Source organism: Stakelama saccharophila (genome assembly GCF_032229225.1).
In the GTDB taxonomy this organism is placed as follows: domain Bacteria; phylum Pseudomonadota; class Alphaproteobacteria; order Sphingomonadales; family Sphingomonadaceae; genus Sphingomonas; species Sphingomonas saccharophila.
Map to the genome: position 1 here is coordinate 191388 of NZ_CP135076.1, position 23700 is coordinate 215087.

General features: G+C 66.5%; 23 protein-coding genes, 1 tRNA gene and 1 pseudogene. 13 read left to right on the top strand and 12 right to left on the bottom strand.

Annotated features, from left to right (window positions below; all coding sequences use genetic code 11):
• Positions 1-23 precede the first annotated feature (23 nt).
• Together RPR59_RS00900 and RPR59_RS00905 are read right to left on the bottom strand one after the other, a co-directional pair.
• Positions 24-1271 carry an RsmB/NOP family class I SAM-dependent RNA methyltransferase gene (locus RPR59_RS00900; protein ID WP_432280278.1) on the bottom strand — a complete coding sequence of 416 codons (1248 nt, stop codon included), beginning with the start codon at positions 1269-1271 and terminating at the stop codon, positions 24-26.
• Positions 1272-1520: 249 nt separating this feature from the next.
• Positions 1521-1763 (bottom strand): annotated as a pseudogene (locus tag RPR59_RS00905) (protease HtpX); the annotation flags it as partial.
• A gap of 71 nt (positions 1764-1834) precedes the next feature.
• On the opposite strand from RPR59_RS00905, the gene RPR59_RS00910 reads away from it, so the two are divergent.
• Together RPR59_RS00910 and RPR59_RS00915 are read left to right on the top strand one after the other, a co-directional pair.
• The gene (locus tag RPR59_RS00910) at positions 1835-1999 is read left to right on the top strand and encodes a DUF1674 domain-containing protein (protein WP_313915713.1); all 165 of its coding nucleotides are present in this window, start codon (positions 1835-1837) and stop codon (positions 1997-1999) included.
• A 46-nt stretch (positions 2000-2045) separates the two neighbouring features.
• Positions 2046-3890 carry an AsmA family protein gene (locus RPR59_RS00915; protein ID WP_313915716.1) on the top strand — a complete coding sequence of 615 codons (1845 nt, stop codon included), beginning with the start codon at positions 2046-2048 and terminating at the stop codon, positions 3888-3890.
• Between the two features lie 128 nt (positions 3891-4018).
• Here the strand turns inward: RPR59_RS00915 and RPR59_RS00920 are convergent, their stop codons facing one another.
• From RPR59_RS00920 to tsaD, 3 genes are read right to left on the bottom strand one after another with little or no spacing between them, the layout of a single operon-like run.
• Positions 4019-4552 (bottom strand): DUF1697 domain-containing protein, encoded by a 534-nt coding sequence (locus RPR59_RS00920; protein WP_313915718.1) that lies wholly within the window; start codon positions 4550-4552, stop codon positions 4019-4021.
• Complete coding sequence (locus RPR59_RS00925; RefSeq protein ID WP_313915720.1) at positions 4549-5526, bottom strand: NAD(P)H-dependent glycerol-3-phosphate dehydrogenase; 978 nt, start codon at positions 5524-5526, stop codon at positions 4549-4551. The genes RPR59_RS00920 and RPR59_RS00925 overlap by 4 nt, the downstream gene beginning before the upstream one ends.
• Complete coding sequence (gene tsaD / locus RPR59_RS00930) at positions 5523-6557, bottom strand: tRNA (adenosine(37)-N6)-threonylcarbamoyltransferase complex transferase subunit TsaD (protein WP_313915722.1); 1035 nt, start codon at positions 6555-6557, stop codon at positions 5523-5525. Before tsaD ends, RPR59_RS00925 begins: the two co-directional genes overlap by 4 nt.
• Before the next feature lie 39 nt (positions 6558-6596).
• Between tsaD and hemC the strand changes: the two genes are divergently transcribed.
• From hemC to RPR59_RS00960, 6 genes are all read left to right on the top strand, one after another.
• The gene (hemC, locus tag RPR59_RS00935; RefSeq protein WP_313915724.1) at positions 6597-7514 is read left to right on the top strand and encodes a hydroxymethylbilane synthase; all 918 of its coding nucleotides are present in this window, start codon (positions 6597-6599) and stop codon (positions 7512-7514) included.
• Positions 7511-8182: a uroporphyrinogen-III synthase gene (locus tag RPR59_RS00940; protein ID WP_313915726.1), complete on the top strand. Its 672-nt coding sequence runs from the start codon at positions 7511-7513 to the stop codon at positions 8180-8182. Before hemC ends, RPR59_RS00940 begins: the two co-directional genes overlap by 4 nt.
• 31 nt (positions 8183-8213) lie before the next feature.
• Complete coding sequence (locus RPR59_RS00945) at positions 8214-9146, top strand: hypothetical protein (RefSeq protein WP_313915728.1); 933 nt, start codon at positions 8214-8216, stop codon at positions 9144-9146.
• A 3-nt stretch (positions 9147-9149) separates the two neighbouring features.
• Positions 9150-10334 (top strand): acyl-CoA dehydrogenase, encoded by a 1185-nt coding sequence (locus tag RPR59_RS00950; RefSeq protein WP_313915730.1) that lies wholly within the window; start codon positions 9150-9152, stop codon positions 10332-10334.
• Positions 10335-10437: 103 nt separating this feature from the next.
• Positions 10438-11556: a CaiB/BaiF CoA transferase family protein gene (locus RPR59_RS00955; protein WP_313915732.1), complete on the top strand. Its 1119-nt coding sequence runs from the start codon at positions 10438-10440 to the stop codon at positions 11554-11556.
• Complete coding sequence (locus tag RPR59_RS00960) at positions 11546-11971, top strand: GNAT family N-acetyltransferase (protein WP_313915734.1); 426 nt, start codon at positions 11546-11548, stop codon at positions 11969-11971. Before RPR59_RS00955 ends, RPR59_RS00960 begins: the two co-directional genes overlap by 11 nt.
• On the opposite strand, the gene RPR59_RS00965 is transcribed toward RPR59_RS00960, so the two are convergent.
• A complete protein-coding gene (locus tag RPR59_RS00965) occupies positions 11966-12757 on the bottom strand; it encodes a DUF72 domain-containing protein (protein WP_313915736.1) in 792 nt (263 codons plus the stop codon). The genes RPR59_RS00960 and RPR59_RS00965 overlap by 6 nt on opposite strands.
• A gap of 60 nt (positions 12758-12817) precedes the next feature.
• Positions 12818-13171: a PRC-barrel domain-containing protein gene (locus RPR59_RS00970; protein ID WP_313915737.1), complete on the bottom strand. Its 354-nt coding sequence runs from the start codon at positions 13169-13171 to the stop codon at positions 12818-12820.
• 695 nt (positions 13172-13866) lie between these two features.
• Between RPR59_RS00970 and RPR59_RS00975 the strand changes: the two genes are divergently transcribed.
• From RPR59_RS00975 to RPR59_RS00990, 4 genes are all read left to right on the top strand, one after another.
• Entirely contained in the window at positions 13867-16326 is a 2460-nt protein-coding gene (locus RPR59_RS00975; RefSeq protein ID WP_313915739.1) for a TonB-dependent receptor, read from the top strand.
• Between the two features lie 201 nt (positions 16327-16527).
• Positions 16528-17187 (top strand): TetR/AcrR family transcriptional regulator, encoded by a 660-nt coding sequence (locus tag RPR59_RS00980; protein ID WP_313915741.1) that lies wholly within the window; start codon positions 16528-16530, stop codon positions 17185-17187.
• Between the two features lie 260 nt (positions 17188-17447).
• The gene (locus tag RPR59_RS00985; protein WP_313915743.1) at positions 17448-18536 is read left to right on the top strand and encodes a CehA/McbA family metallohydrolase; all 1089 of its coding nucleotides are present in this window, start codon (positions 17448-17450) and stop codon (positions 18534-18536) included.
• A gap of 14 nt (positions 18537-18550) precedes the next feature.
• Positions 18551-19099 carry a Ca2+-dependent phosphoinositide-specific phospholipase C gene (locus RPR59_RS00990; protein ID WP_313915744.1) on the top strand — a complete coding sequence of 183 codons (549 nt, stop codon included), beginning with the start codon at positions 18551-18553 and terminating at the stop codon, positions 19097-19099.
• A 74-nt stretch (positions 19100-19173) separates the two neighbouring features.
• Here RPR59_RS00990 and RPR59_RS00995 read toward each other — a convergent pair.
• Positions 19174-19264 (bottom strand) — tRNA-Ser (locus tag RPR59_RS00995).
• A gap of 207 nt (positions 19265-19471) precedes the next feature.
• Between RPR59_RS00995 and RPR59_RS01000 the strand changes: the two genes are divergently transcribed.
• Positions 19472-20209 carry a peptidylprolyl isomerase gene (locus RPR59_RS01000; RefSeq protein ID WP_313915746.1) on the top strand — a complete coding sequence of 246 codons (738 nt, stop codon included), beginning with the start codon at positions 19472-19474 and terminating at the stop codon, positions 20207-20209.
• Positions 20210-20218: 9 nt separating this feature from the next.
• Here RPR59_RS01000 and RPR59_RS01005 read toward each other — a convergent pair whose 3' ends face one another.
• Genes RPR59_RS01005 through RPR59_RS01020 form a run of 4 tightly spaced genes read right to left on the bottom strand, consistent with a single transcriptional unit; the run spans position 20219 to position 23680 of the window.
• On the bottom strand, positions 20219-20800 hold the full coding sequence (locus RPR59_RS01005) for an ABC-type transport auxiliary lipoprotein family protein (protein ID WP_313918262.1): 582 nt from the start codon (positions 20798-20800) through the stop codon (positions 20219-20221).
• Between the two features lie 5 nt (positions 20801-20805).
• Entirely contained in the window at positions 20806-21783 is a 978-nt protein-coding gene (locus RPR59_RS01010; protein ID WP_313915748.1) for an MlaD family protein, read from the bottom strand.
• A complete protein-coding gene (locus RPR59_RS01015; RefSeq protein WP_313915749.1) occupies positions 21783-22574 on the bottom strand; it encodes an ABC transporter ATP-binding protein in 792 nt (263 codons plus the stop codon). Before RPR59_RS01015 ends, RPR59_RS01010 begins: the two co-directional genes overlap by 1 nt.
• Positions 22571-23680: an ABC transporter permease gene (locus RPR59_RS01020; protein ID WP_313915751.1), complete on the bottom strand. Its 1110-nt coding sequence runs from the start codon at positions 23678-23680 to the stop codon at positions 22571-22573. The genes RPR59_RS01015 and RPR59_RS01020 overlap by 4 nt, the downstream gene beginning before the upstream one ends.
• Between the last annotated feature and the right edge of the window lie 20 nt (positions 23681-23700).

Genomic DNA, 23700 nt, shown 5'->3' on the forward strand with positions numbered 1-23700 from the left:
AATCGCCCGCAAGCAGATAGCGTTCAGGCGGCGCGTACCAGCCGTGCGATGAAGAATCCGTCGAGGCGCCCCTTGTCCGCGAGTATGGCCGGCAGGGTCCGGACCCAACCCCGTTCGTGCGGCATCACACCCGGCGGAAGCTCGTCGGCGCGCACCGGTGCGAGGGCGAAGTCGCGGCGCCGATCCAGAAAATGGGCGAGCCGGTCCTCACCTTCGCGCGGTTCGAGCGAACAGGTCGCGTAGATGAGCGTCCCGCCAGGTCGCACCCAGTCGGCGGCCCTTGCAAGCATCTTCGCCTGACGCTCGGCCATTTCCTCGATCAGGACCGGACGGACGCGGTGGAGCACATCCGGGTGGCGGCGGAAGATGCCGGTGGCGCTGCACGGCGCATCGAGCAGGACCAGGTCGGCGGGACCGTCGGGCTGCCATTGCAGCACGTCCGCCGCGACGATTTCCGCGTCCAGCGCGACCCGTTCGCAATTCTCGCGAAGTCGCGCGAGACGACTTTCCGAATTGTCGAGCGCTGTGACCTGCCAGCCGGCGGCCGCGAGTTGCAGCGTCTTGCCACCCGGTGCCGCGCACAGATCGAGCGCGCGACCCGGTCCCTTTCCCGCAAGTCGCGCCGGCAGCGAGGCGGCGAGGTCCTGCACCCACCAGGCGCCCTCCGCGAAACCGGGACGGTCCGCCAGGGCCATGCGGTCGTCGAGCCGGACATGGCCGGGCATGAGGCTGGCACCGCCCAATGCCGTCGCCCATCGCTCCGTTTCGGCCGGATCGCGCAGCGAAAGATCGAGCGGCGGCGGGCTCGCAATGGCAAGCGCCGCGGCGTCGAGCACGGTGTCACCCCAGGCTTCTCGCCACCGCTCGACCACGCGACGCGGCAGTTGCGGGACGTCCGGCAGCGTCGCCTGGTTGCGCATCAGCGTGCCGAACACGCCGTGCACCAGCTTGCGGGGGCCGCCGTCGACCAGCGGCAACGCGGTGGCGATCGCGGCATGCTGCGCCACGCCCAGCGCCAGCGCCTGTACCAGTGCGATCCGCAGGACGAAGCGCGCCTTGGCATCATCGGGCAGCGGCCGGGCGGTGGCGGAATCGATCAGCGCGTCGAGATCGCCGAGCCGGCGCAGCGTCTCGGCCGCGATGGCATGGGCGAGCGCCCGGTCCTCTCGCTTGGCAAGGCCGGCGGCAGCCTGATCGAGCGCGGCTTCGAGCGCGAGCCCGCGGCGCAGCACGGCGTCAAGCAGGCGCAGCGCGGCACGACGTGCGGGCACGCCGGGGGCGTCGGGAGTTCGTGTCCGCGCCAAGGATCAGGCGCGCTTCAGCGGATCGAGGGCGCTCGCCCGGCGGCGCGACACCGGGACGGCGGTAGTCGCGCATGGTGTCGCGGCTTCCGGCTTCACCGGCCATCGCGATGTCGGCGGTGAGACCCGCTGTGCCGCCGCCGGCACGCCCATCTCGGCCGCCATCGCCTCCAGCGCGGCGATGCGGTTCTGCGTATCGGGGTGGGTCGAGAACATGCTGTCGCCGCGACCGGCCAGGTCGCCGACGAGGCCGTAGAATTCGGGCGCGCTGTCGGCATCGACCTCGCGAGCGCGGTGCATTCTGAGGACGATCTTGTCGGCGTTCCAATAGGTGAAGACATTCATCCCCACCGCGATCAGAAGCGCGATGATCATGCCGCCGCGGCCGCCGATGATGAGGCCGAGCGACATGAACAGCGCGGTCAGCACCGCAAGCAGCATGCCGGTCTTGAGCGTATTCACTTGAAGCGGGTCCTTTCGCCGCCAATGTGGGGAAGGCCAATCCCCGGATCAATTGCATCGGAACACCCGCGATGGAACGCCGCCCGCCACATGTCAAACCGCCGGAACACCTTTCCGAGAGCCCGCCGGTGCCCGAACCCGATCCGCAGCCGAAGGAGCGCGCGAAGGACCCTATGGGCCGCAATCCCACCCGGTACGGCGATTGGGAGTTGAAGGGCATCGCCATCGACTTCTGAGGATCAGGCGCCGGAACGATCGGGGCGCCTTGCGCGTCCTTGGCCCGTGATCACCGCGCCGCAACCCCGGCTGGTGCGCCGCGGCGCGATCGGCATCCTCGTCCTGATTGCGGTCCTCCCGCTGGCGCTCGCCGCCATGCCCTGGGGCGCGTTCCGGTCCCTTGCCGAGGACGGACTATCCGATCGCTACGGCGCACCCGTGCATATCGGCGCGATGGAGCGCGTCGGCTGGTTCGGGCTTCATCCGACCGTCCGACTGCTGAACGTCACGATCGACCAGCCGCAATGGGCAGGCGGCGGAAAGCTGCTGCAGCTACGATCGGCCGATATCGGCTTTCCCGCCCTTCCCGTCCTGATCGGCCGTTTCCGACCGGACGCGCTCGACGTCCGCGGCGCAAAGCTCGCCCTCGTTCGCAGCGCCGGGGGACGCAAGAACTGGTCACACGGAAATTCCGATGGCGGCGCCGGCGGCAGCATGGCGCTCGACCGCCTGGCCGTCACCGATTCGCAGATCACGTACCGAGACGAAAAGCAGGATCGCTCGGCCATGCTCACCGTGCGCGCCGGGACAGACGGCTTGCGTCTGACAGGCAAGGGCGCGGTCCACGGCAATCCGGTGACGATCCGCTTTGCCGGCCCCCCGATCACCGATCGCGGCCGCTGGCCGTTCAAGGGGGAAATTCGCGGCGACGCCGTCGGCATGACCGTAGCGGGAGAAATGGCGCACCCGCTCGACAATCGGCACCTTGAAATGACGATCGGCACGCATGCCGCCGATCTGCGCCTGACCGACGCGCTGATCGAGGCGGGATTGTTCGGCACGCAGCCGGTGAAGCTTCACGCCCGCGTCTCGCGCAAGGGCGATCTGTGGAACATCCGGGGTCTTTCCGGGACGATCGGCGGGTCGAACCTCCACGAGGGGCATGCCAGCGTCGACAAGAGCGGCGAGCGGACGCGACTGGAAGGGGCGCTCGACTTCGCATTGCTCGATTTCGGCGACCTCGAATCGGATGCCGGTAAACGGCAAAAGGCGGCGGAACGCGCGCGGATCGGACCTCGATTGCTGCCGGATACGCCGATCGACCTGCGTTCGGTCGACAATCTCGACGGCACGCTCGATGTTCGCGTGCAGCGGCTGACGGCGGCCGGTGGCGACGCCGTTACCGCGCTCAGCGGCACGCTGGCGCTCGACCATTCCCGACTGACCATCGACCCGCTGGTCGCGAACCTTGTGAAGGGAACGATGAGCGGCCCCGTCACCGTCGACCAGCGCGGCCGCGACACGCCGCGCCTCACGCTCGACTTCACGCTCAGCAACAGCAGTATCGCCACGTTCGGCGGCGGCGGCGATTTCGACGCGCCGCTGGCCGGCCGTGCGAAGCTCAACGGTGCCGGCGCGACGATCCGCAAGGCGCTGGCGCAGGCGGACGGCAGCGTCGCGCTGTTCGCCAGCCGGGGCGTGCTGCCGGCGAAGCTCGCCTCGTTCATCGGCCTCGATGTCGGGCGCGGCGTCTTCACCGGTGACGAGAAGCGTGCGGCGCTGCGCTGCCTCGGGCTGCGGCTGAGCGTGAAGAACGGCATCGGCACGTTCGATCCGTTGCTGATCGATACCTCGCGGTCGCAGACGCGGGCGATCGGGCGGATCAGCCTGAAGGACGAGCAGATCCGTGCCGCACTTTACGGCGCGCCGAAGGAAGACAGCATCCTGCGCACCAAGAAACCGATTCCCGTGACCGGCACCATCAAGGCGCCGCAAGCGCATGCGCCCAAGGACGTGAAGAGCGTCGGTGGCGTCCTCGGCATGATCGGCGACGCGATCACCGGCGACCAGCGGCCGCTGGCGTCGAACATCGATTGCGACGCGCTGAAGGCACAGGTGCTGGGCAGCTAGGACCCTGGCACGATGGGTCGTGTTCCTGCGGAGGCAAGAACCCAGGGCCGCACGCGCCACGTTTGAAGCTCTGGGCTCCTGCCTTCGCAGGAGCACGCGGGAGGGTGAGCCACCCGACCGAGACGCTTCTAGGCGAGCAGCGCTCGCAGTTTCAATACCGTGTTCCAGTTGCGGGCAGTGGCGCAGCGCGGAAACTTCGCCTTCGCCATGGCCGGCGTCAGGGTCGATCGACCGATGCCTTCGGGATAGTCGATGAACAGTTCGCGCCCGACCGCCGCCAGCCGCTCGGGACCATCGTGGCGCAGCGTCTGCATCGGTTCCGGTGGGACGGGATCACGGTGGAACAGGACGAGCAGATGGTTCGGCCTGGCCTGCGCCGCCTCGGGAAACGGGTTGGCGGCGATCACGGCGTCGAGATCGGCCGCGTTGCGCAACAGGAAATCCGTGTCGAGGCCGAGGGCGGACCTCGCCTCCGCCTCCAGCCTCGTTTCCAGCGCGCCCGCCTCGCGTTCATCGGTGGAGAAAACGAGATTGCCCGAGGCGAGCAACGTCCTGGCGTCGGCAAGGCCCAACCCTTCCGCAAAGCTGCGCAGATCGGCCATGGGCAGCTTGCGATTGCCGCCGACATTGACGCCGCGCAGCAGCGCAGCCCAGCGCATCATACCCGCTCTTTCTTGAGCGGTCGCGCCAGCAGGTCGTCGATCACCCGAAGCACATCGGCGCCTTCCAGCAAGTCGCACACCGCCTTCGTCACCGGCATGTCGATGCCCTGCACCTCTGCGGATTCGCGCAGCACCGGCGCGGTGAATGCTCCCTCCGCCACGGTCCGGCGATCGGACAGCAGCGCGCCGGCCGGCCGCCCCTGCCCCAGGCCCACACCAAGCGAGAAATTGCGCGACTGGGTCGAGGAGCAGGTGAGCACGAGGTCGCCGAGCCCGGAAAGGCCGGAAAGCGTTTCGGGCTGCGCGCCGCGTGCCATGCCGAAGCGCGTCATTTCCGCAAAGCCGCGGGCGATGAGCGCGGCGCGCGCATTCTGCCCCAGCCCCGCCCCGTCGACCACGCCGCACGCGATCGCCAGCACATTCTTCACCGCGCCACCGATTTCCGCGCCGATCACGTCGCTTGCACCATATGGACGGAAAGTCTTGCTCGCGAGCCGTTCGGCCAGCGCGCTGCGCAAGGCCGCATCCTCGCAGGCGAGCGTCACCGCGGTCGGCAGGCCGGACGCCACCTCCTTGGCGAAGGTGGGACCGGACAGCACGGCAAGCGGGGCGTGGGGATGCACCTCGGCCGCTACCTCGCCGACCAGCAGATGGGTGCGCGCCTCGATCCCCTTGGCGCACAGCACCATCGGCGTGGTGCCGACCGGCGTCTCGGCAAGGACGGCGCGAACATGCTGTGCCGGCACTACGACAAGCAACGCATCCATGCCGGCCAATTCGCCGAGCCGACCCGTGGCGCGGATGCCGGGGGACAACTTCACCTCCGGCAGGAAGGCGGTATTCTCCTGCTTCTCATTGATCGCGGCGACCACCTCCGGCTCGCGCGCCCACAGCGTGACGGGCATATCGTCCTTCGCCGCGACCTGTGCGAGCGCCGTGCCCCAGGCACCCGCACCGATAACTCCGATTCTCATGCTTTCACTCCCGCGCCGCGAACTTTTTCGGCATTGGCGTCAAGGGGCCAGCGTGCCCGCGCCGCAATGTCGAGCGGATCGGTCAGCCCCGCGGCGTATCGCTCGGCCCCGGCCCAGCCGATCATCGCGGCATTGTCGGTGCACAGCCATAATGGCGGCGCGACGAAGCGCAGGCCGGCTTCGGCGGCCAGCGCCTCCAGATTGCCGCGCACCGCCTGATTGGCCGCCACGCCGCCCGCCACGACCAGCGCCGTGGCTTCCGCCGCCTGTTCCAGCGCGCCCCGCGTGCGGTCGGTCAGGCAATCGACGACCGCCTGCTGGAACGAAGCGGCGATGTCCTGCGCGCTATGGGTGCCGGCATCGCGCGCCCTCAGCACCGCGCTCTTCAAGCCGGCAAAGGAGAAATGCGGTTCGCGCGAGCCGAGCAGCGGGCGCGGCAGCTTCACCGATTGCGGATCGCCCTTCGCCGCTGCGCGCTCCACCGCGGGTCCACCGGGAAAGCCCAGGCCGAGCAGCTTCGCCGTCTTGTCGAACGCCTCGCCCGCAGCATCGTCTATCGTCGTGGCAAGCCGGCGATAGCGGCCGACGCCCTCCACGAGCAGCAATTGGCAATGCCCGCCCGATACGAGCAGCAGAAGATAGGGAAATTCCAGGCTGGCATCGGCAAGCCGCGGGCTGAGCGCATGGCCCTCCAGGTGATTGACCGCCACGAGCGGCTTGGCCGAGGCGAGCGCGAGCGCCTTTGCCGTCACCAGCCCCACCATCACGCCGCCGATCAGCCCCGGACCGGCGGTTGCGGCGATGGCATCGACATCGGCGAGCGTCTTGCCGGATTCAGCAAACGCCGCCTCGATCAGCGGACCGAGGATCTCGACATGCGCGCGCGCCGCGATCTCCGGCACGACGCCGCCATAAGGCGCATGCGCCGCCTCCTGCCCCGCCAGCTTGTGCGACAGGACGTCGCGGTCGCTCGTGATCAGCGCGGCGGCGGTTTCGTCGCAGCTCGATTCCAGACCCAGTATCAGCGCCATGGCTTTCCTCTAACCCGCATGGCCGCTAGCACAAGGCGCATGCCACGCTTTCGCATCGGAACCCGCGGATCGCCGCTTGCGCTCACCCAGGCGAACATGGTGCGCGATGCCCTGATCGCAGCGCATGGCTGGGACCGGGAAACGGTGGAGATCGTCACCGTTCGCACGACCGGCGACCGCGTTCAGGATCGCGCCCTTGCGGAAATCGGCGGCAAGGCGTTGTGGACCAAGGAACTGGACCGCGCGCTGAGCGAGAACGCAATCGACTGCGCGGTGCATTCGATGAAGGACGTGGAGACGCTTCGCCCCGCCGAGATCGTCATCGCGGCGATGCTGCCGCGCGCCGATGTTCGCGACCGGATCATCGGCGCAACCTCGATCGAGGCACTGCGTGCCGGTGCGGTCGTCGGCACCAGTTCGCCGCGACGGGCGGCGCAGTTGAAGCATCGCCGCCCGGACCTTTCGATCACGCTGTTCCGCGGCAATGTCGACACCCGCCTTGCCAAGCTGAAAGCCGGCGAAGCGGACGCCACCCTGCTCGCGTCCGCAGGGCTGGCGCGCCTGGGACGGCACGACGTCGGAACGCCGATTCCGGTGGAATCGATGCTGCCCGCACCGGCTCAGGGCGCAATCGGCATCGAAACCCGCGAAGACGATTCCCGTGCGCGCAAGTGGCTCGCCGCGATCGACGATCCGGACACCAGCGCCTGTGTGCGTTGCGAGCGGGCGCTCTTGGCGGCACTGGGCGCGGATTGCCACTCGCCGGTGGCGGCACTCGCAACGATCACAGGGGACCTTCTGACGCTGTCGGCCGAGCTTCTGGCGCTCGACGGCAGCGCGAAAGTCGCCGATCGCGCGACCGGCGCCATCGGCGATCCGGCCATGCCGAAGCGCCTTGCCAGCGATCTGCTCGCCGCCGCGCCGCATGCGATCGCGCGGCTGTTCACCGGGCGATGAGCCGCACCGTTGTCGTCCTTCGGCCGGAACCCGGCAATGCCGCGACCATGGCGCGTCTGGCGCGCGAGGGTCTGGCGGGGCGCGCCCTGCCCCTGTTCGCAGTCCATGCCTTGCCCTGGAAGGCGCGCGCCGCGGACCACGACGCGTTGATCCTGACAAGCGCCAACGCGGTGCGCTTTGGGGGCGAGGGGCTGGCGACGCTGCGAACGCTTCCCGTCTATGCCGTCGGTATGCGAACCGCCGAGGCCGCATCCATGGCCGGATTCTGGATCGCGCATGTCGGGCGGACGGGCAAGGAGGCGCTGGTCGCCGCGGCCGAGGCGCGCGGCGTCCGCCGGGCGCTACATCTCGCCGGGCGCGAGCACGGCCTGACCGTGAACGGACCGATCTCGACGGTCGCCATATGCTATGCGTCCGACCCGGTCGACGTGCCTGCCCCGGCGATCGATGCGCTGGCCGGCCAGGTCGCGCTGGTGCATTCACCGCGCGCGGCGGAGCGGCTCGCCGCACTGGTCGATGCATACCGTCTTGCGCGCGACCGAGTGGCGATCGCCGCCATCAGCGATGCCGCCGGCGCCGCAGCCGGTGGCGGGTGGCGCACCGTCGCGGTCGCACGGCGCCCGACCGATGCCGATCTCGTCGCCGCCGTGCACCGCCTCGCCGATTGACCGGATCGCCGCGCACGGGGATAAGGGCGCCATGACCAGCGACAATGCGGCCTTCCGCACCGGCCAGCAGCGGACCGTGACCTTCAGGACGTTGCTGATCGTCTGCCTGGCGGCCTTTCTCGTCGGCGCGGCGATCGTGGCGGCGGGCTGGCTCGCATATGACCGCTATTGGCGCGCGACGGCACCGCGTTCGGTGCAGGGCAGCACGAAATCCGTCGCGGCGGATGCGCGCGCGCAACAGCCGGAACCGGCGCTCGGCCGGCTGGCGGAGCGGGAGGATGCGCTGTCCAGCCGGATCGCCGGTCTGGAGGAACGGCTCGCCACGATCGACACCAGCAGCCGCGTCGCATCCGGCTTCGCCAACCGTGCCGAGGGGCTGATGGTTGCCTTCGCGGCGCGCCGCGCGCTCGATCGGGGGCTGGCGCTGGGATATATCGAAGAGCAGTTGCGCGGGCGATTCGGCCGGACCGAACCCAAGGCGGTGGCGACCGTCGTTACCGCAGCCAGCCAGCCGGTGACGCTCGAAAATCTGCGCATGGAACTCGACCGCGTCGGCCCGGACCTGCTGAGCGGCGGCGACGGCGGCCTGTGGGACGCATTCCAACGTGAACTGGCAAACCTCGTCGTCGTTCGGCAGCAGAATGTACCCAGCCCCCGCCCGAACGCCAGGCTGCGCCGGGCGAAGCGCATGCTCGACGCCGGCAATGTGCAAGGCGCCGTCGCGGAGGTGGCCCGCCTTCCGGGCGCCGACCAGGCGAAGGGCTGGCTGCGCATGGCGCGGCGCTATATCAACGCCAGGGACGCGCTCGACGTGATCGAGACGGCCGCGATCCAGGGACGCAGCAATCAGCCCGCGGCGATCGCCCCGGCCAGGCCGACCTTGCCGGCGACGCCTTCGACGGACAGCGGAACACAGGAGCCGCCATCGCCACCCGCGACCGCGGCGCCGAAACAAGGAACGTAATTTATGGCAGGCATGGGCCGGTTCGACTGGCAGGATCCTTTCGCGCTCGACGCGCAACTGACCGACGAGGAGCGCATGGTGCGCGACACCGCGCACGGCTATGCGCGCTCCAGGCTGCTGCCGCGTGTGGAGAAAGCCTATCTCGACGAGCATTTCGACCGCGCGATCCTGTCGGAAATGGGCGAGCTGGGCCTGCTCGGCGCGACGATCGCGCCCGAATATGGCGGCGCGGGGCTGGGCTATGTCAGCTACGGCCTGATCGCGCGCGAGGTCGAAGCGGTCGATTCGGGCTATCGCAGCGCGATGAGCGTCCAGTCGAGCCTTGTCATGCACCCGATCCATGCCTACGGCACCGAGGAGCAGAAGAGAAAGTATCTGCCCAGGCTGGCGACCGGCGAATGGGTCGGCTGTTTCGGGCTGACCGAGCCCGATGCCGGCTCCGACCCCGGCGGCATGAAGACGCGCGCGAAAAAAACCGACGGCGGCTATTCGCTGTCGGGGTCGAAGATGTGGATCACCAATTCGCCGATCGCCGATGTCTTCATCGTCTGGGCGAAATCGGACGCGCATGGCGGCAGGATCAAGGGCTTCGTGCTCGAAAAAGGCATGAAGGGCCTGTCGGCGCCCAGGATCGAGGGCAAGCTGTCGCTTCGCGCGTCGATCACCGGCGAAATCGTGATGGACGAGGTAGAGGTCGGCGAGGATGCGCTGCTGCCAGGCGTGGAGGGGCTGAAGGGGCCGTTCGGCTGCCTCAACCGCGCGCGCTACGGTATCGCCTGGGGGACGATGGGGGCGGCCGAGTTCTGCATGGCAGCCGCGCGGCAATATACGCTCGACCGCCAGCAGTTCGGCGTGCCGCTCGCCTCCAAGCAGCTCGTCCAGATGAAGCTTGCCGATATGGAGACCGAGATCGCGCTCGGCCTGCAGGCGACATTGCGCGCCGGCCGCATGTTCGACGAGGGCACGCTCGCCCCCGAAGCGATCAGCCTGATCAAGCGCAACAATTGCGGCAAGGCCCTGAATATCGCCCGCGTCGCGCGCGACATGCACGGCGGCAACGGTATCTCGGGCGAATTCCACGTCATCCGACACGCGATCAATCTCGAAACGGTCAACACCTACGAAGGCACCCACGACGTCCACGGCCTGATCCTCGGCCGCGCAATCACCGGGATCGCGGCGTTCTAGTGCATCCATGTCCATTCCAGCCGGGCTGAACCTGTCGCAGCCCGTCTTGATTGCGGCACCCGCAGAACAGCCCTTCGATAGGGCAAGGGCGAGCAGAGAAGTGATGAAGCCCCTCCAAGGCATCAAGGTCGTCGAACTCGCACGCATCCTGGCGGGTCCATGGTGCGGGCAGTTGCTCGCCGATCTGGGGGCCGAGGTAATCAAGATCGAGCGGCCGGGTGCGGGCGACGATACGAGGACCTGGGGGCCGCCCTTCCTGCACGGCGCGAACGGCGAGAATCTCGACGCCGCCTATTTCCACGCCGCCAATCGCGGGAAGCAGAGCCGCGCCATCGACATCACGACGCCGCACGGTCAGCAGGCGGTACGCGATCTCGTCGCCGAAGCCGATGTGGTGATCGAGAACTACAAGGTCGGCGGGCTGAAGAAATACGGGCTCGACCATGCAAGCCTGTTGGCGGTCAACCCGCGGCTCATCACCTGCTCGATCACCGGTTTCGGCCAGACCGGCCCCTATGCCCACCGCGCCGGGTACGACTTCATCATTCAGGGCATGGGCGGGATCATGTCCCTGACCGGCGAGCCGGACGGCCCGCCGCAGAAGGCGGGCGTCGCCTATGCCGACATCTTCACCGGCGTCTATGCGGCGACCGCGATTCTCGCGGCGCTCCGCCGGCGCGATGTCGAGGGTACGGGCGCGCATATCGACATGGCGCTGCTCGACGCTCAGGTCGCCGTCCTCGCCAATCAGGCGCTCAACTGGATGGCAGGCGGCCAGGTGCCGCACCGCATGGGCAACGGCCATGCCAACCTCGCGCCCTATCAGGCGTTTGCGGCGAGCGATGGCGAACTGATCATCGCCGTCGGTAACGATTCGCAGTTCCGCAAGCTTTGCGCGGTGCTCGACCTGGATCTCGCGGGGGATGAACGCTTCGCCACCAATCCGGCGCGGGTCGCGAACCGCGCTGCGCTGATCCCCCTGCTGGAAGCGGCCATCGCGCCGCTCGGGAAAGCCGATCTCGCCGCCGCGCTGGAGGCCGAGGGCATCCCCTCGGGCCCGATCAACACGGTCGAGGAGGTATTCCACGACCCGCAGGTCGTCGCGCGAGGCATGCAGGTGGCGCCGGGCGGCTTGCCGGGGGTGGCGAGCCCGATCGTGATCGATGGCGAACGCATGGTCGCCGACCGCCCGAGCCCGCCGAGGCCCGCCAATGACGCATGATCTCCCGGAGGGCTACACGATCGCTTCCGAGCAACCGTCGGTCGCCGACTATCGCCGCTTGCGCCGGAATGCCGGGCTCAGTCCGAAATCGGCCGAGGCGGGAGCGGCGGGATTACCGAACACCTGGCATGCGGTCGTGGTCCGTCATTGCGATGCGGGCGTGGTCGGCATGGGACGTATCGTCGGCGATGGCGGGCTGTTCTTCTTCATCGTCGATATCGCGGTCGAGCCTGCGCATCAGGGCCGCGGGCTCGGCAAGGCGATCATGGCCGGGCTGATGACGCACCTGCGCGCCAACGGCCCGGCAAGCGCACATGTCGGCCTGTTCGCCGATGGAGAAGCCCACCGCCTGTATGCGCGGTTCGGCTTCAAGCCGACGGCGCCGGAATCGATCGGGATGGCGTTGGTGCTATAGCCGGGCGAGCAGCGCCTGTGCGGCGGCCGGCGCCTTCTCCTTGAACCCGTTGATCATGAACACGAAGGTGTCGCGCGGCACCGTTTCAGCCTTTTCGCCGAACGTCGGAAGGCCGGCGGGCGCGCCGCCTTCCGCCCAGCATTTCGCCGCCATCGCCCAGTCGTCCAGCCTGGACGGGGAATAGCCGTCGACATAGCGTTCCTCGGCATTTTCCAGGCGGGCATATGTGAAATCGGCGGTCATGTCGGCAATCGCCGGATATTCGGCCGAATCGGCATAGACGATGGCGACGCCGGCCTTGCGGCACATCGCGACGAACTCGGGCGTGTGGAAGCTGTCGTTGCGCACCTGGACGGCGTGACGCAGCCTCAGCCCGTCCTGCTTTTCGGGAAGCAGTGCCAGAAACGCACCGAAATCCTCTGCGTCGAATTTCTTGGTCGCCATGAACTGCCACAGGATGGGACCAAGCTTGTCGCCGAGTTCCGACAGCCCCTGATTGCAGAAGGTTTCGATCGGTTCACCTGCTTCGGCCAGCACCTTGCGGTTGGTGACGTAGCGCGATGCCTTCACCGTGAAGACGAAGTCGTCCGGCACGACCCTGGCCCAGTTGGCGAAGCTTTCGGGCTTTTGCAGCCGGTGATAGGTCGCGTTGATCTCGATCGCCGTCACCTGCCGCGACGCATATTCCAGTTCCCGCTTCTGAACCAGGTCGTCCGGATAGAAGACGCCGCGCCAGGGAGGATAGGTCCAGCCGCCGATGCCGACACGGATTCGCTTCCTGCTCATGCCCGGCCTCTTACCGCGTTCCCACGCGGACCGCACCGGGGAATCGCGCCCGAGCCGCGCTCAGAGATATTCGTCCCAGTGCCGATAGGCCGGTTCCGGCACTTCGTGCGGGCGATCGGCCTTGTCGAGCGCCATATAGGGCGCGGCTTCGACATCCTCCCGGGTCACCGAAAGGGAATAGCCGCGCAGTTTCGGATCATAGTCGAGAAGCGCCCAGGGGAGCGGATAGACCCTGGCGCCGATCCCGAAAATGCCGCCGAAGCTGAGGATCGCGAACCGAACCTGACCCGAAACCTTGTCGATCATGACCGAATGAATGGTGCCGATCTTCTCCGCCCGTCGGTCATAGACGGCGGTGCCTTCCACCCGTGCCGAAGAAATCAGGCTGTGGTCGTCAACATCGATATTCGACATGGTAGCCTCCATGGCCCCACCCGCGGGCGTAAAAACCCCGGTCGAAACTATACACCTGGTATGATCGGTCGCCAAGCGCGATGCCGCAGCCCAGCGCGGAGTCGTCCTGCTCGGGTGAGGAGCCCCGATTCGGCTGAAAGGCGGCAAGGACATATCGGCCGCAATCCATCGCAATCGCGCGAACAAGGTCGCAGGGGTGCACCTTGGCCGGATCATCAGCCGCCATGATCCCCAAGCGACGGGGACCGGCATGGAGATTTTCCCGCCGTTCGCGTCGCTAGCTGCGAACGACCGCTGTTACGGACGTGGGCTGTCTGCCGATCGGACGGCCGAGCCATATTCGCGACATAGGCGATCCACGCCTCGCGGATTTATGACGGTTCCGATCCCGCGTCGTTCATTCACCGCTTGAGAAATCGTGCTCGAAACCCGGCATTCACTCCACTTTGCCGGCACGGCGGCGACAACCGCAACTCGCCCTGCACTGATGCACTGTGGAACCCGAACTTCTCGTCATCCTGTGCCGATCGCCAATTCAGTTCGGCGGAATCTTTCGCGATTGCGGCCGCCGCTCATGTTCTCGACCCGTCATAAAAATGATACTTATGGCTACCATATGCGCCCCGAACTCAACCTTGGGGGCTCCGCTCATGTTATCAATTCGTGTTTCGCGTATCGCACTTTGTGCGATGTCGATGGCTGGCGCGGTGCATTGCGCGCCCGTCTTCGCCCAATCGACTCAGCAGGCTGCTACGGATGACAGCCAGACCGATTCGACATCATCGGAGGGGCAGGAGATCGTCGTCACCGGCCGTGCCGGCAATGACGAGCGCAAGAAGGTCGACACCAGCTATGCGATCTCGACCATCACCCAGCAGGATCTGCAGATGCGCGCGCCGATCGGCCTTGCCAACGCGCTGAAACAGGTGCCCGGCTTTTACGTGACCAGCACCTCCGGCGAAATCAGCAACGGCCTGCGCGTGCGCGGCATTCCGAGCGACGGCTATCAGACCGTCGCGCTGCTCGAGGACGGTATTCCGATCCAGGCCGATCCGGGCCTCGGCTGGCTGAACGGCGACCAGTCGCTGCGCCTTGACCAGACGGTGGAGCGGATCGAGGTGGTGCGCGGCGGTCCATCCTCGATCTTCTATTCCAACGCGCCGGGCGCGGCGATCAACTTCATCACCCGCCGCGGCACCGACCATGTCGAAGGCGAACTGCGCTACGAAGGCGCCAACTATAATTCGCACCGCCTAGACGGATGGCTCAGCGGCCCGATCGGATCGAGCGACTGGCGCTTCCTGGCGGGCGGCTATTACCGGCTTTCCGATGGTCAGCACCATGTCGGCTACAAGCTCGACAAGGGCGGTCAGTTCCGCGTCAACGTCTCGCGCGATTTCGACCACGGCTCGGTCATGTTCGGGGTGAAGCGGATCGACGAGAAGGTCGGCAACTGGCGCGGCGGAGTCTATACCACCGACGCCGATGGCGACGTGGTCAGCGTCCCCGGCTTCGATGATCGGCGCGACGCGATCGCCGGCCCGGACACGCGCTATTTCGATTTCCTCACGCCCGACGGCCCCTATCGTTTCGACGCATCGACCAACGCCACCGTTCGCCTGACGCAGCTCACGTTCGACGCGAACTACGATCTTTCCGACCGTTTCAAGGTGGAAGAACGCGCGCGATACCGGACGAGCTGGACGCGGCGCAACGAGGTGACGCTCTATAATGTCGCCAAGGCGAGTGACCTTCTGACGTCGCTATACGGTAATGCGGTGAATGCGGACGCGGGGCAGAGCCTGGGGCTGTTCTATCGCAACACCGGGACGGAGTTCGGTTACGCCAACCAGAACGGCAACGGCCTCGCGCTTGTCGATCTCGCGCGGTCGCATACCGTCCCGCTCGACGAGTTCATCACCGACACGCGTGTCACCGGCAATCTTGACGCGCTGGGCCATCACGACCTCGCGCTCGGCTTCTATTTCGCCAACGTCAACGAGGAATACAACGTCAACAGCGCGGCGATCCTGACCGACGTCACCGACAATGCGTCTGTTCTCGACGCCTATCTGCTCGATGCCGAGGGCAACAAAATCTATCAATTTACCGACAACGGAGTCGCGCAATATGGCGCCGAATTCGCCAATTCGAGCGGCGAATCGGACACGATCGCCGTCTATGCCAGCGACGAATGGCAGTTGACGCCGAAGCTGCGCCTCGATGCGGGCATTCGCTGGGAACAGATCCGCACCACCGGCCAGGTCGAAGGGCGTGAGACGGTCGATCTGGACCAGAGCCCGACGGCGGCCGACGATTCGGTGGCGGTCGGCAACGGCATCTTCACGCCGTTCTCGCGCAAGTTCGATCATACCTCCTGGACGGTGGGCGCGAATTACCAGTTCCAGCCCGATTGGGGCTTGTTCCTGCGCTACACCGATGCCTTCCGGCTGCCGAGCATTTCGAGCTTCATCACCAATGCCGGCGCCGATCCCGTCGTGCAGACGATGAATTTCCTCGAAGGCGGCATCAAGTTTTCACGACCGACATTCGATTTCTACCTCACCGGCTTCCGCAGCATCTACAACAGCTACGAGATCGACGATTATCGTGAGGAAGCCGACGGCACGCTGGAGCCGTTCCGCGTGTTCGGCGACACGCGGACCTGGGGCACCGAGCTGGAGGCGACCTGGCGGCCGGTCGACTGGTTCGACCTGCATGGCTCGTGGACCTGGCAGGATGCGCGTTTCAGCAGTTTCGTGTTCACCAACAGCGACGGCGTGCTCACCGACTATTCGCATCACAAGCTGAACGGCGTGCCGGCGAACATCTTCCGCCTCACGCCGGGCTTCAACCTGTTCGACCGCAAGCTGCGGTTGCAGGCCGACGTGAACTATAATGGCGATCTTTACACCGATGTCGCCAACGACATCCGGTTGCCGTCCTATTGGACGCTCGACATCGACGCCAGCTACAATGTCACGCCGCGGTTGCAGCTCAACCTGATCGTCGAGAACGTCACCAACACCTTCGGGCTGGTCAACGGCAATCCGCGCGCCGGCACGATCGACAACAGCGAGGCGGGACAGGCGATCTTCATCGGCAGTTCGCTCGCGGCGCGCAGTTTCCGCGGTGCGATCACCTATCGTTTCTGAGGCTTTGGCGAGCCGGTGTTCCGTTCGGGAGCGCCGGCCGCTGTTTTGCGGGCCTGTATGACGCGGTGCTGCGGCCCGACCCGCAGCAGCTTTACCTTTTGATTTTGTTCTCCGAAGATCATGCGATAGCTATCATTACCCTTTCGCTGCGGCGACTGCCGCCATCCGGAGGGAAAAAATAGAATCGATGCAGGAGAGCCGATGCCGTCGCCACCCTATCGCGAACCACGCCAGGAACGCTCGCGGCGCACCTTCGAGGCGCTGCTCGATGCGGCGGGCGTTCTGCTCGGCGAGGTGGGGATCGAGCGGATTTCGACCAATCTGATCTGCGAGCGGGCCAACGTCACGCCGCCGGCATTCTACCGCTATTTCGACGACAAATATGCGATCGTTCAGGCGCTGGCCGAGCGCATGATGGGGCGGCAGAATGCCGCGTTCGAAGCTTGGGCCAAGCGGTATCGCGATTGCGGACTCGAGGTGCTGTCCGACAAGATCCTGGAATTGATGCAGGCCATGGCCGTCATCACGGGCGGCCAGCCCGGCGCCATGTGGATCATGCGCGCGCTGCGGGCGGTTCCGTCGCTGGCGCCGCTGCGGCTTTATTCGCATAATTACGTCGCCGACGCGCTGACGGACATATATCTTCGCTATCTGCCCCAGGTGCCGCGCCCGCTCCTGCGCCGCCGCGTCCGCATGGGCGTGGAGATGGCCTATTCGATCGACGAGATGCTCAAGGAAGAGGATGTCGACGAGGCACAGTTGCTCGAAGACGCCCATTTCGTCCTGAAGGCGATGTTCCACTATCCCGAATATACGGCGGGTCCCGGCAGCACCACCGCGGACGAACCGCCTGCCTCCTGATCGGCAGGGCGACAGGCCACCGCCCGGAATTTCGTCGACCGTCATAAAAGTGATAGCAATCGCTATCATACGGGCCGCGGTTTTCGGAAAATGGGGGTACGATGGTTCAGGAATGCGTGATTCGGCGAACGGCGGGGTGGAGCCGGCGGGCGTGGTTGGCCGCGGCGGCAACGGCGTTGTTCACTTCGCAGGCGTCAGCCGCGCCCCAAGGCCCCGCCATTCCCGCGAGGCTCCCACCTGCGACAAGCCTGACGCAAGGCGTGTGGCTGAAAGGCGACCTCCACCTCCATTCGCGGCACAGCAAGGATTCGACCAACAATCCCGAGGCGAAGATCATCCATTTCGCCGAGAAGGCCGGCTTCGACTATCTCGCGATCACCGATCACGACAATCACGTCCATGGCGACGTCGCGCATAACACCTGGAGCGACCCGGAATTCCATTCGGACAAGGTGCTGCTGCTGTACGGCGCCGAATGGACAACCGATCGCGGCCACGGCAACGTGTTTTCTGCAAAGCCCTATGACCATCAGAGGCTCTACGACGTGCGCGATGCGCGCGATCGGCAGATCATGGCGGTGAAGAAGGCGCTGGGGGTGCACCTGTCGGCCAACCATCCGGCGAACAGCGACCATTTCGGATTTTCGTTCGACCTGGTCGATTCGATCGAGGTATGGAACTCGACGGTCTGGCCCAAGAACCGGTCGGCGGTCCTGGTCTGGGACGACATGCTCAAATCGGGCCGGATGATAACCGGCCGCGGCGGCAGCGATTCGCATCATGGCGCGCCCGACACGCCGGCGCAGACGACGCCCCGCAGCATAGAGGCGACTGCGAACTATGTCGGCACACCGACGACCTGGGTGTTCGCCGCCGCGCGAACGAAGCAGGCGGTCGTCGACGCACTGACCGACGGCCGCGTGTCGGTCAGCGCCAATCCCGATGATCCGCGCGTCGAGTTCTATGCCGATGTCGACGGTGACGGGCGGATGGACATGATGATGGGCGATGACGCGAAGCCGAGTGGCAAGCCCGTAACGTTCGAGATCAAGCTGGTCGGCGGCGGCATTCGGGGCGCCGTGTACAAGGTGAAGGTCGTGAAGAACGGAGAGGATTTCCGCAGCCTCGACACCGATCCGAAGACCCAAATGGCGAGCTTCACCGATACGCCGGCGCCGGACGCGCGGACCTATTACCGGCTGGAGGTCGAAGGGCCGCAAACCCCATATCCCGAAGTGCCCAATTCCATGGCGCTGAGTGGCAATATGGTGGGCCTCTCCAACCCGATCTACTTCAACTACGACCCGGCCTTCCGAGGCTCGGGCACTTCTGTTTCCGGCGCAAAATAATGAAGGTCCCGGCAATGGCGACTATCGTCTCCACGCTCCGCAACATGCGCGGCGGCATCGGCGGCAGTTTGTTGCTCGGCGCGGCGATGCTCTCGCCCGCGTCGGCGAGAGCCGCGCCGCGTTGCGACCTCAAGGCGCCGAATGCCGCCGAAGCCGGGGCAGGCTGCGCGAAAGCCTGGATGGATCGCAACCTCAAGCTCAACGACCTGATGGCGGTGGGCACGCACAACAGCTACAAACATGCGATCCCGCCGCGCGATTATGCGCTGATCGCGGCCAAATATCCGCAGATCTGGAAAGTCGACTATGCGCACAAGAGCCTGACCGCGCAGCTCGACAAGGGCGCGCGCCAGCTCGAGATCGACGTCGTCTACGATCCCAAGGGCGGTCGCTTCATCGAAGTTTGGGAGGGCGACATGCTGGCGAAGATGTTCAGCGACGTTCGCAACCCGTTCGCACATGGGCCGGGGCAATCGCCGATGCCCACGCTATCGCCGGAGCAAACGAACTGGACGATCGAAACCGCAATGACGTGGATCAAGAGCCTAGTTCGCCGCTTCTAAGGCAACTTTGAAGGCGGACATTATGGCGGACAGGACCGCCGCGCTGCGACTAAGTGATTGTTTACCTCAGGAAATGGCGGAGCGGGAGGGATTCGAACCCTCGATACGGGGTTGCCGTATACTCACTTTCCAGGCGAGCGCCTTCGACCACTCGGCCACCGCTCCGCATACCGGGAAAGGCGCCACCTAAGGCCTGTCGCGGCACGACGCAAGCGCTTGCGCGATTGCCATGGCGGCGCCGACGTGCCAGCGTCGCGATCATGATCCTGTCGCTGCTCGCACTCGCCGCCGCCGCCCAGGCTGCCGACGCCAAAGGCATCGGACCCGATCGAGGCGGACTGGAAGGATATTCCCGCCGACGAGCTGCTGGTGATGACACTGAAGGACGGCGAACGCATTCTCATTCGCCTGGCGCCCGACCGTGCGCCGGTTCACGTCGCCAACATTCGCGCCCTCGCTCATGCGCATTGGTGGGACGGGACCAGCATCTACCGGGTGCAGGACAATTATGTCGCGCAGTGGGGCGACGTGACGGAGGATAAGCCGCTTCCCCGTCCGGTCGTGGCCAATCCGCCGCCCGAATATGCCGGCGGCGCGGCCGCCCCCGCCGTTCGGCTTTCACGGCCGGACCCCTATTCGGATTGGGCCGGCGTTTCGGCCGATGGCTGGCCGGTCGCGGGCAATGACCGCCGTTCATGGCTGCCGCATTGCTATGCCATGGTCGGCGTCGCGCGCAACCTGGCGCCCAGCACCGGCAGCGGCGCCGAACTCTATACGGTAATCGGTCACGCGCCGCGCCATCTGGACCGTAATATCGCCGTGATCGGGCGGATCATCGAGGGTGTCGAGCATCTCTCCGCCCTGCCCCGCGGCAAGGGCGATCTCGGCTTCTACGCCGATGCGTCGCGCCGGGTGCCGATCGCGCGCATACGGCTCGCCTCCGACCTTCCGCGAAGCGAACGCCCGCATTACCAGTATCGTGCGGCCGACAACCCGCGTTTTCGCGCCTATGTGCACGAGCGCGAGAACCGCCAGCCCCCCTTCTTCACCGTTCCGGCGGGCGGCGCGGACATCTGCAACGTGCCGCTGGCGGTACGCAAGCGGCCCTGACGCGGCGGTTCAGCGGCCGATCCAGTCGGCCACCTCGGTCGCGACCTGATTGGCCGCCTGGTTGAGCGCGCGGCCCACCGGCTGCGGCTCGATCGCGGTTACCGGCACGCGCGCCTCGAAGCGGCGATTGGCGACGACGCGGCTGTCGGCCCGCACCAGCGAAGCGTCATAGGTGACCACCGCCTCGCGCGTTTCGGCGTCGATGGTGAAGCTGCGCAACTCGCCGGTGAGCTGGGCGCCGGGATCGACCATCCCCCGCGCCGCGCCGACGACGATACGGCCGGTCCGCGCCGAAATCGTGTCGGACAGGAGCCGCGCGAACAGGCGCGCCGGCGGTTCGACCCACTGCGCGTCCTTCACATAGGCGATCGAGGTGTCGCTGGCCTGCACCGGCACCCGCTGCACCGCCAGTTCCTGCGGCACGCTCGGCACCCGGACGCTGATCGTGGGGCTGTCGGCGGAGCTTCGGGTCTTCCCCGGCTCCACCCGGGCGGCGCTGTCCAGCGCCAGCAGCGACGGCGGCGGCTCGTTGCCGAACTTCACGCAGGCGCCGAGCAGCAACAGCCCGGCCAGGGGGATCGACCTCGTCATGATGCTCACTGGCTGTCGTCCTTGGGTTCGTAATCGGGAAGCTTCGGGGATGCGAGGATCGAGGTGGCGCCGCGCTGGTCCACCTTCTGCGCCACGGAATTCAGCGCCTCGGTCATCTGGCGGAGATCGCGGACGAGCTGGTTGACCTCTGGCATGGTCTGCCCGGAGAAGGTCTTGAGCCCCGGCCGGGCGTCGCCGATCGCGCTGTCGAGCGTTTCCATGCTGTGTTGCGCCGACTGGACCGCCCGGTTGAGATTGCCCATGGCCGGCTTCACGTCCTGCGCCAGCACCTGATCCGTGGTGTCGGCCAGCTCCCCTATCTGCTGGGCCGCATCGCCGGCCTTCTGGATGGCGATCCGCGTTTCGGCCAGCGTCGCCGCGATCTCGGGTCCGCGATCCGCGAGCGCGTCGGTCAGCCGATTGGTATTTTCCAGGATCCCGGCGATCGAGGCCTGGTTCTTGTCGGACAGCAACTCGGTCAACCGCTCGGTCAGCGTCGTCAGGCGCTCGAGAAGCTGCGGCGCGGAGCTGAGGATCGCGCCGAGCCCGCCCTGCTTGGTCGGAATGACGGGCACGCCCAGCGGGCAGTCCATGCCGGGATCCTTGTCCGGACAGCGTATGGGCGGTGCGCCCTTGATCGCGCCGTCGAGCTGGACCTGGCTCACGCCGGTAAAGCCGATCCCCTGGATCGTCGCCGTCGTACCCTGAAGGACGGGCACATCCTGGTCGACGGAGATGCGGACACGCACATATTGCGGGTCCTTCTCGAAGATCGCGATCTCCTTCACCTGGCCGGAAGGCACGCCGGAATAGGCTACCGGCGACCCCTTGTTGAGGCCGTCGACCGCCTCCTTGAAGAAGATGTCGTAATATTTCTCCGACGTTCCGCTCACCTGGGCCAGCCACACCGTGAAGAGCGCGAGCACGGCCAGCAGGATCAGCACCACCGCGCCGACGAGAACATGGTTCGAGCGTGTTTCCATCAGTCGTTCAGCCCTGCCTTTTCCTTGCCGGCGATCGCGGCGCGGCCGCGGGGGCCGTTGAAATATTCCTGAATCCAGGGATGGTCGGTCGCCAGCAATTCGTCGATGGTTCCCACGGCAATCACCTTCCTGTCGGCGAGCACCGCCACCCGGTCGCAGATCGCATAGAGTGTATCCAGATCGTGCGTGATCAGAAAGACCGTCAACCCCAACGTCTTCTGCAGCGATCGGGTGAGTTCGTCGAATGCCGCCGCGCCGATCGGGTCGAGCCCGGCGGTGGGTTCGTCGAGAAAGAGGAGATCGGGATCGAGCGCCAGCGCTCTTGCCAGGCCGGCGCGCTTCCTCATGCCGCCGGACAACTCGGCCGGAAATTTCGGCCCGGCATCGGGCGACAGCCCGGTCATCACGATCTTGTACGCCGCAATCTGGTCGAGCAGCGCGAGGTCCAGGCCGGGATAGAATTCGCGCAGCGGCACCTGGACGTTTTCCGCCACGGTGAGCGTGGAAAACAAGGCCCCGCCCTGGAACAGCACGCCCCAGCGCTTGCGGATCTCGACCGCCTCGGTCTCGTCGCGGTCCAGCGCCTGCTCGCCGAACACGGTCACTTCGCCCTCGTCGGGGGTCTGCAAGCCGATGATGGAACGCATCAGCACGGACTTGCCCGTGCCGGACCCGCCGACGACGCCCAGGATCTCTCCTTTGCGGACGTCGAGATCGAGGTCCTCATGGACCACCTGCTCGCCGAAGCTGTTGCGCAAGGCCCGCACGCGGATGACGGGATCGTCGCTCATATCCACCCGATCCATGTGAAGAACACGGCGAAGAAGGCGTCCAGGACGATGACGAGGAAGATGGCCTGGACGACCGCGGCCGTGGTGCGCAGGCCGACCTGCTCGGCATCCGATTCGACCAGCATGCCCTGGAAGCAGCCGGCGATGGCGATGATCAACCCGAACACCGGCGCCTTCACCAGGCTGACATACAGATCGGTGATCGGCACCACCTCGCGGATACGCTGGACGAAGGTGACGGGCGAGATGCCGAGCGACGCCCAGCACAGCAATCCGCCGCCGATGATCGCGACCAGCGAAGCGTAGAAGCTCAAAAGCGGCATCATCAGCACGCAGGAAAACACCCGCGGCAGCACCAGCGCCTCCATCGGCGAGACGCCGATGGTCCGCATGGCGTCGACCTCCTCGGTCAGCTTCATCGTGCCGAGCTGGGCGGCGAAGGCCGAGCCCGACCGGCCCGCAACCATGATAGCGGTCATCAGCACGCCGAGTTCGCGCAGGGTGATGCGCCCGACCAGGTTGATGGTGAAGACCTCCGCGCCGAACTGGCGAAGCTGCACCGCGCCCTGCTGCGCGATGACGATGCCGATCAGGAAGCTCATCAGCCCGATGATGCCGAGCGCGGACACGCCCACCACCTCGAACCGGTGGACCGTCGCGTTGAACCGGAACCGGCTGGGATGCCGCGCCACCTTGATCAGCGCGAGCGTGGTGGCGCCGAGAAAGGCCAGCAACCCCACCATCGTGTTGAGCGCGGTAAGCGTCGCCTCGCCGATCTCGCCCAGCAGGCGGATGAAGGCGTTGGCCGGCTCTTGCGGGCGCGCGACCGGGCGGTCGGCCTCGCCCACCTGGTCGAGCAGGCGGGCATGATCGTCCTTCAGGCCGTCCACCGGCGCGCCGTGTTTTTCCGCCACGCGGTGGATCAGCCACGCCCCGATCGTGTCGAGCCGGTCGATCCCGCTGCAATCGACACGATCGACCGGGCCGTCATAGGATTCGAGCCGCTGCGGGAAATCCCCCAGACAAGCGAGCACCAGGGGTCCCGAAACCCTGAGCGTCGTGCCGCCGTCGCGCTGCTCCGTCGTGAAATCGGGTGCTGCCGTCATCGCGTGCCTCCATCGGGCAT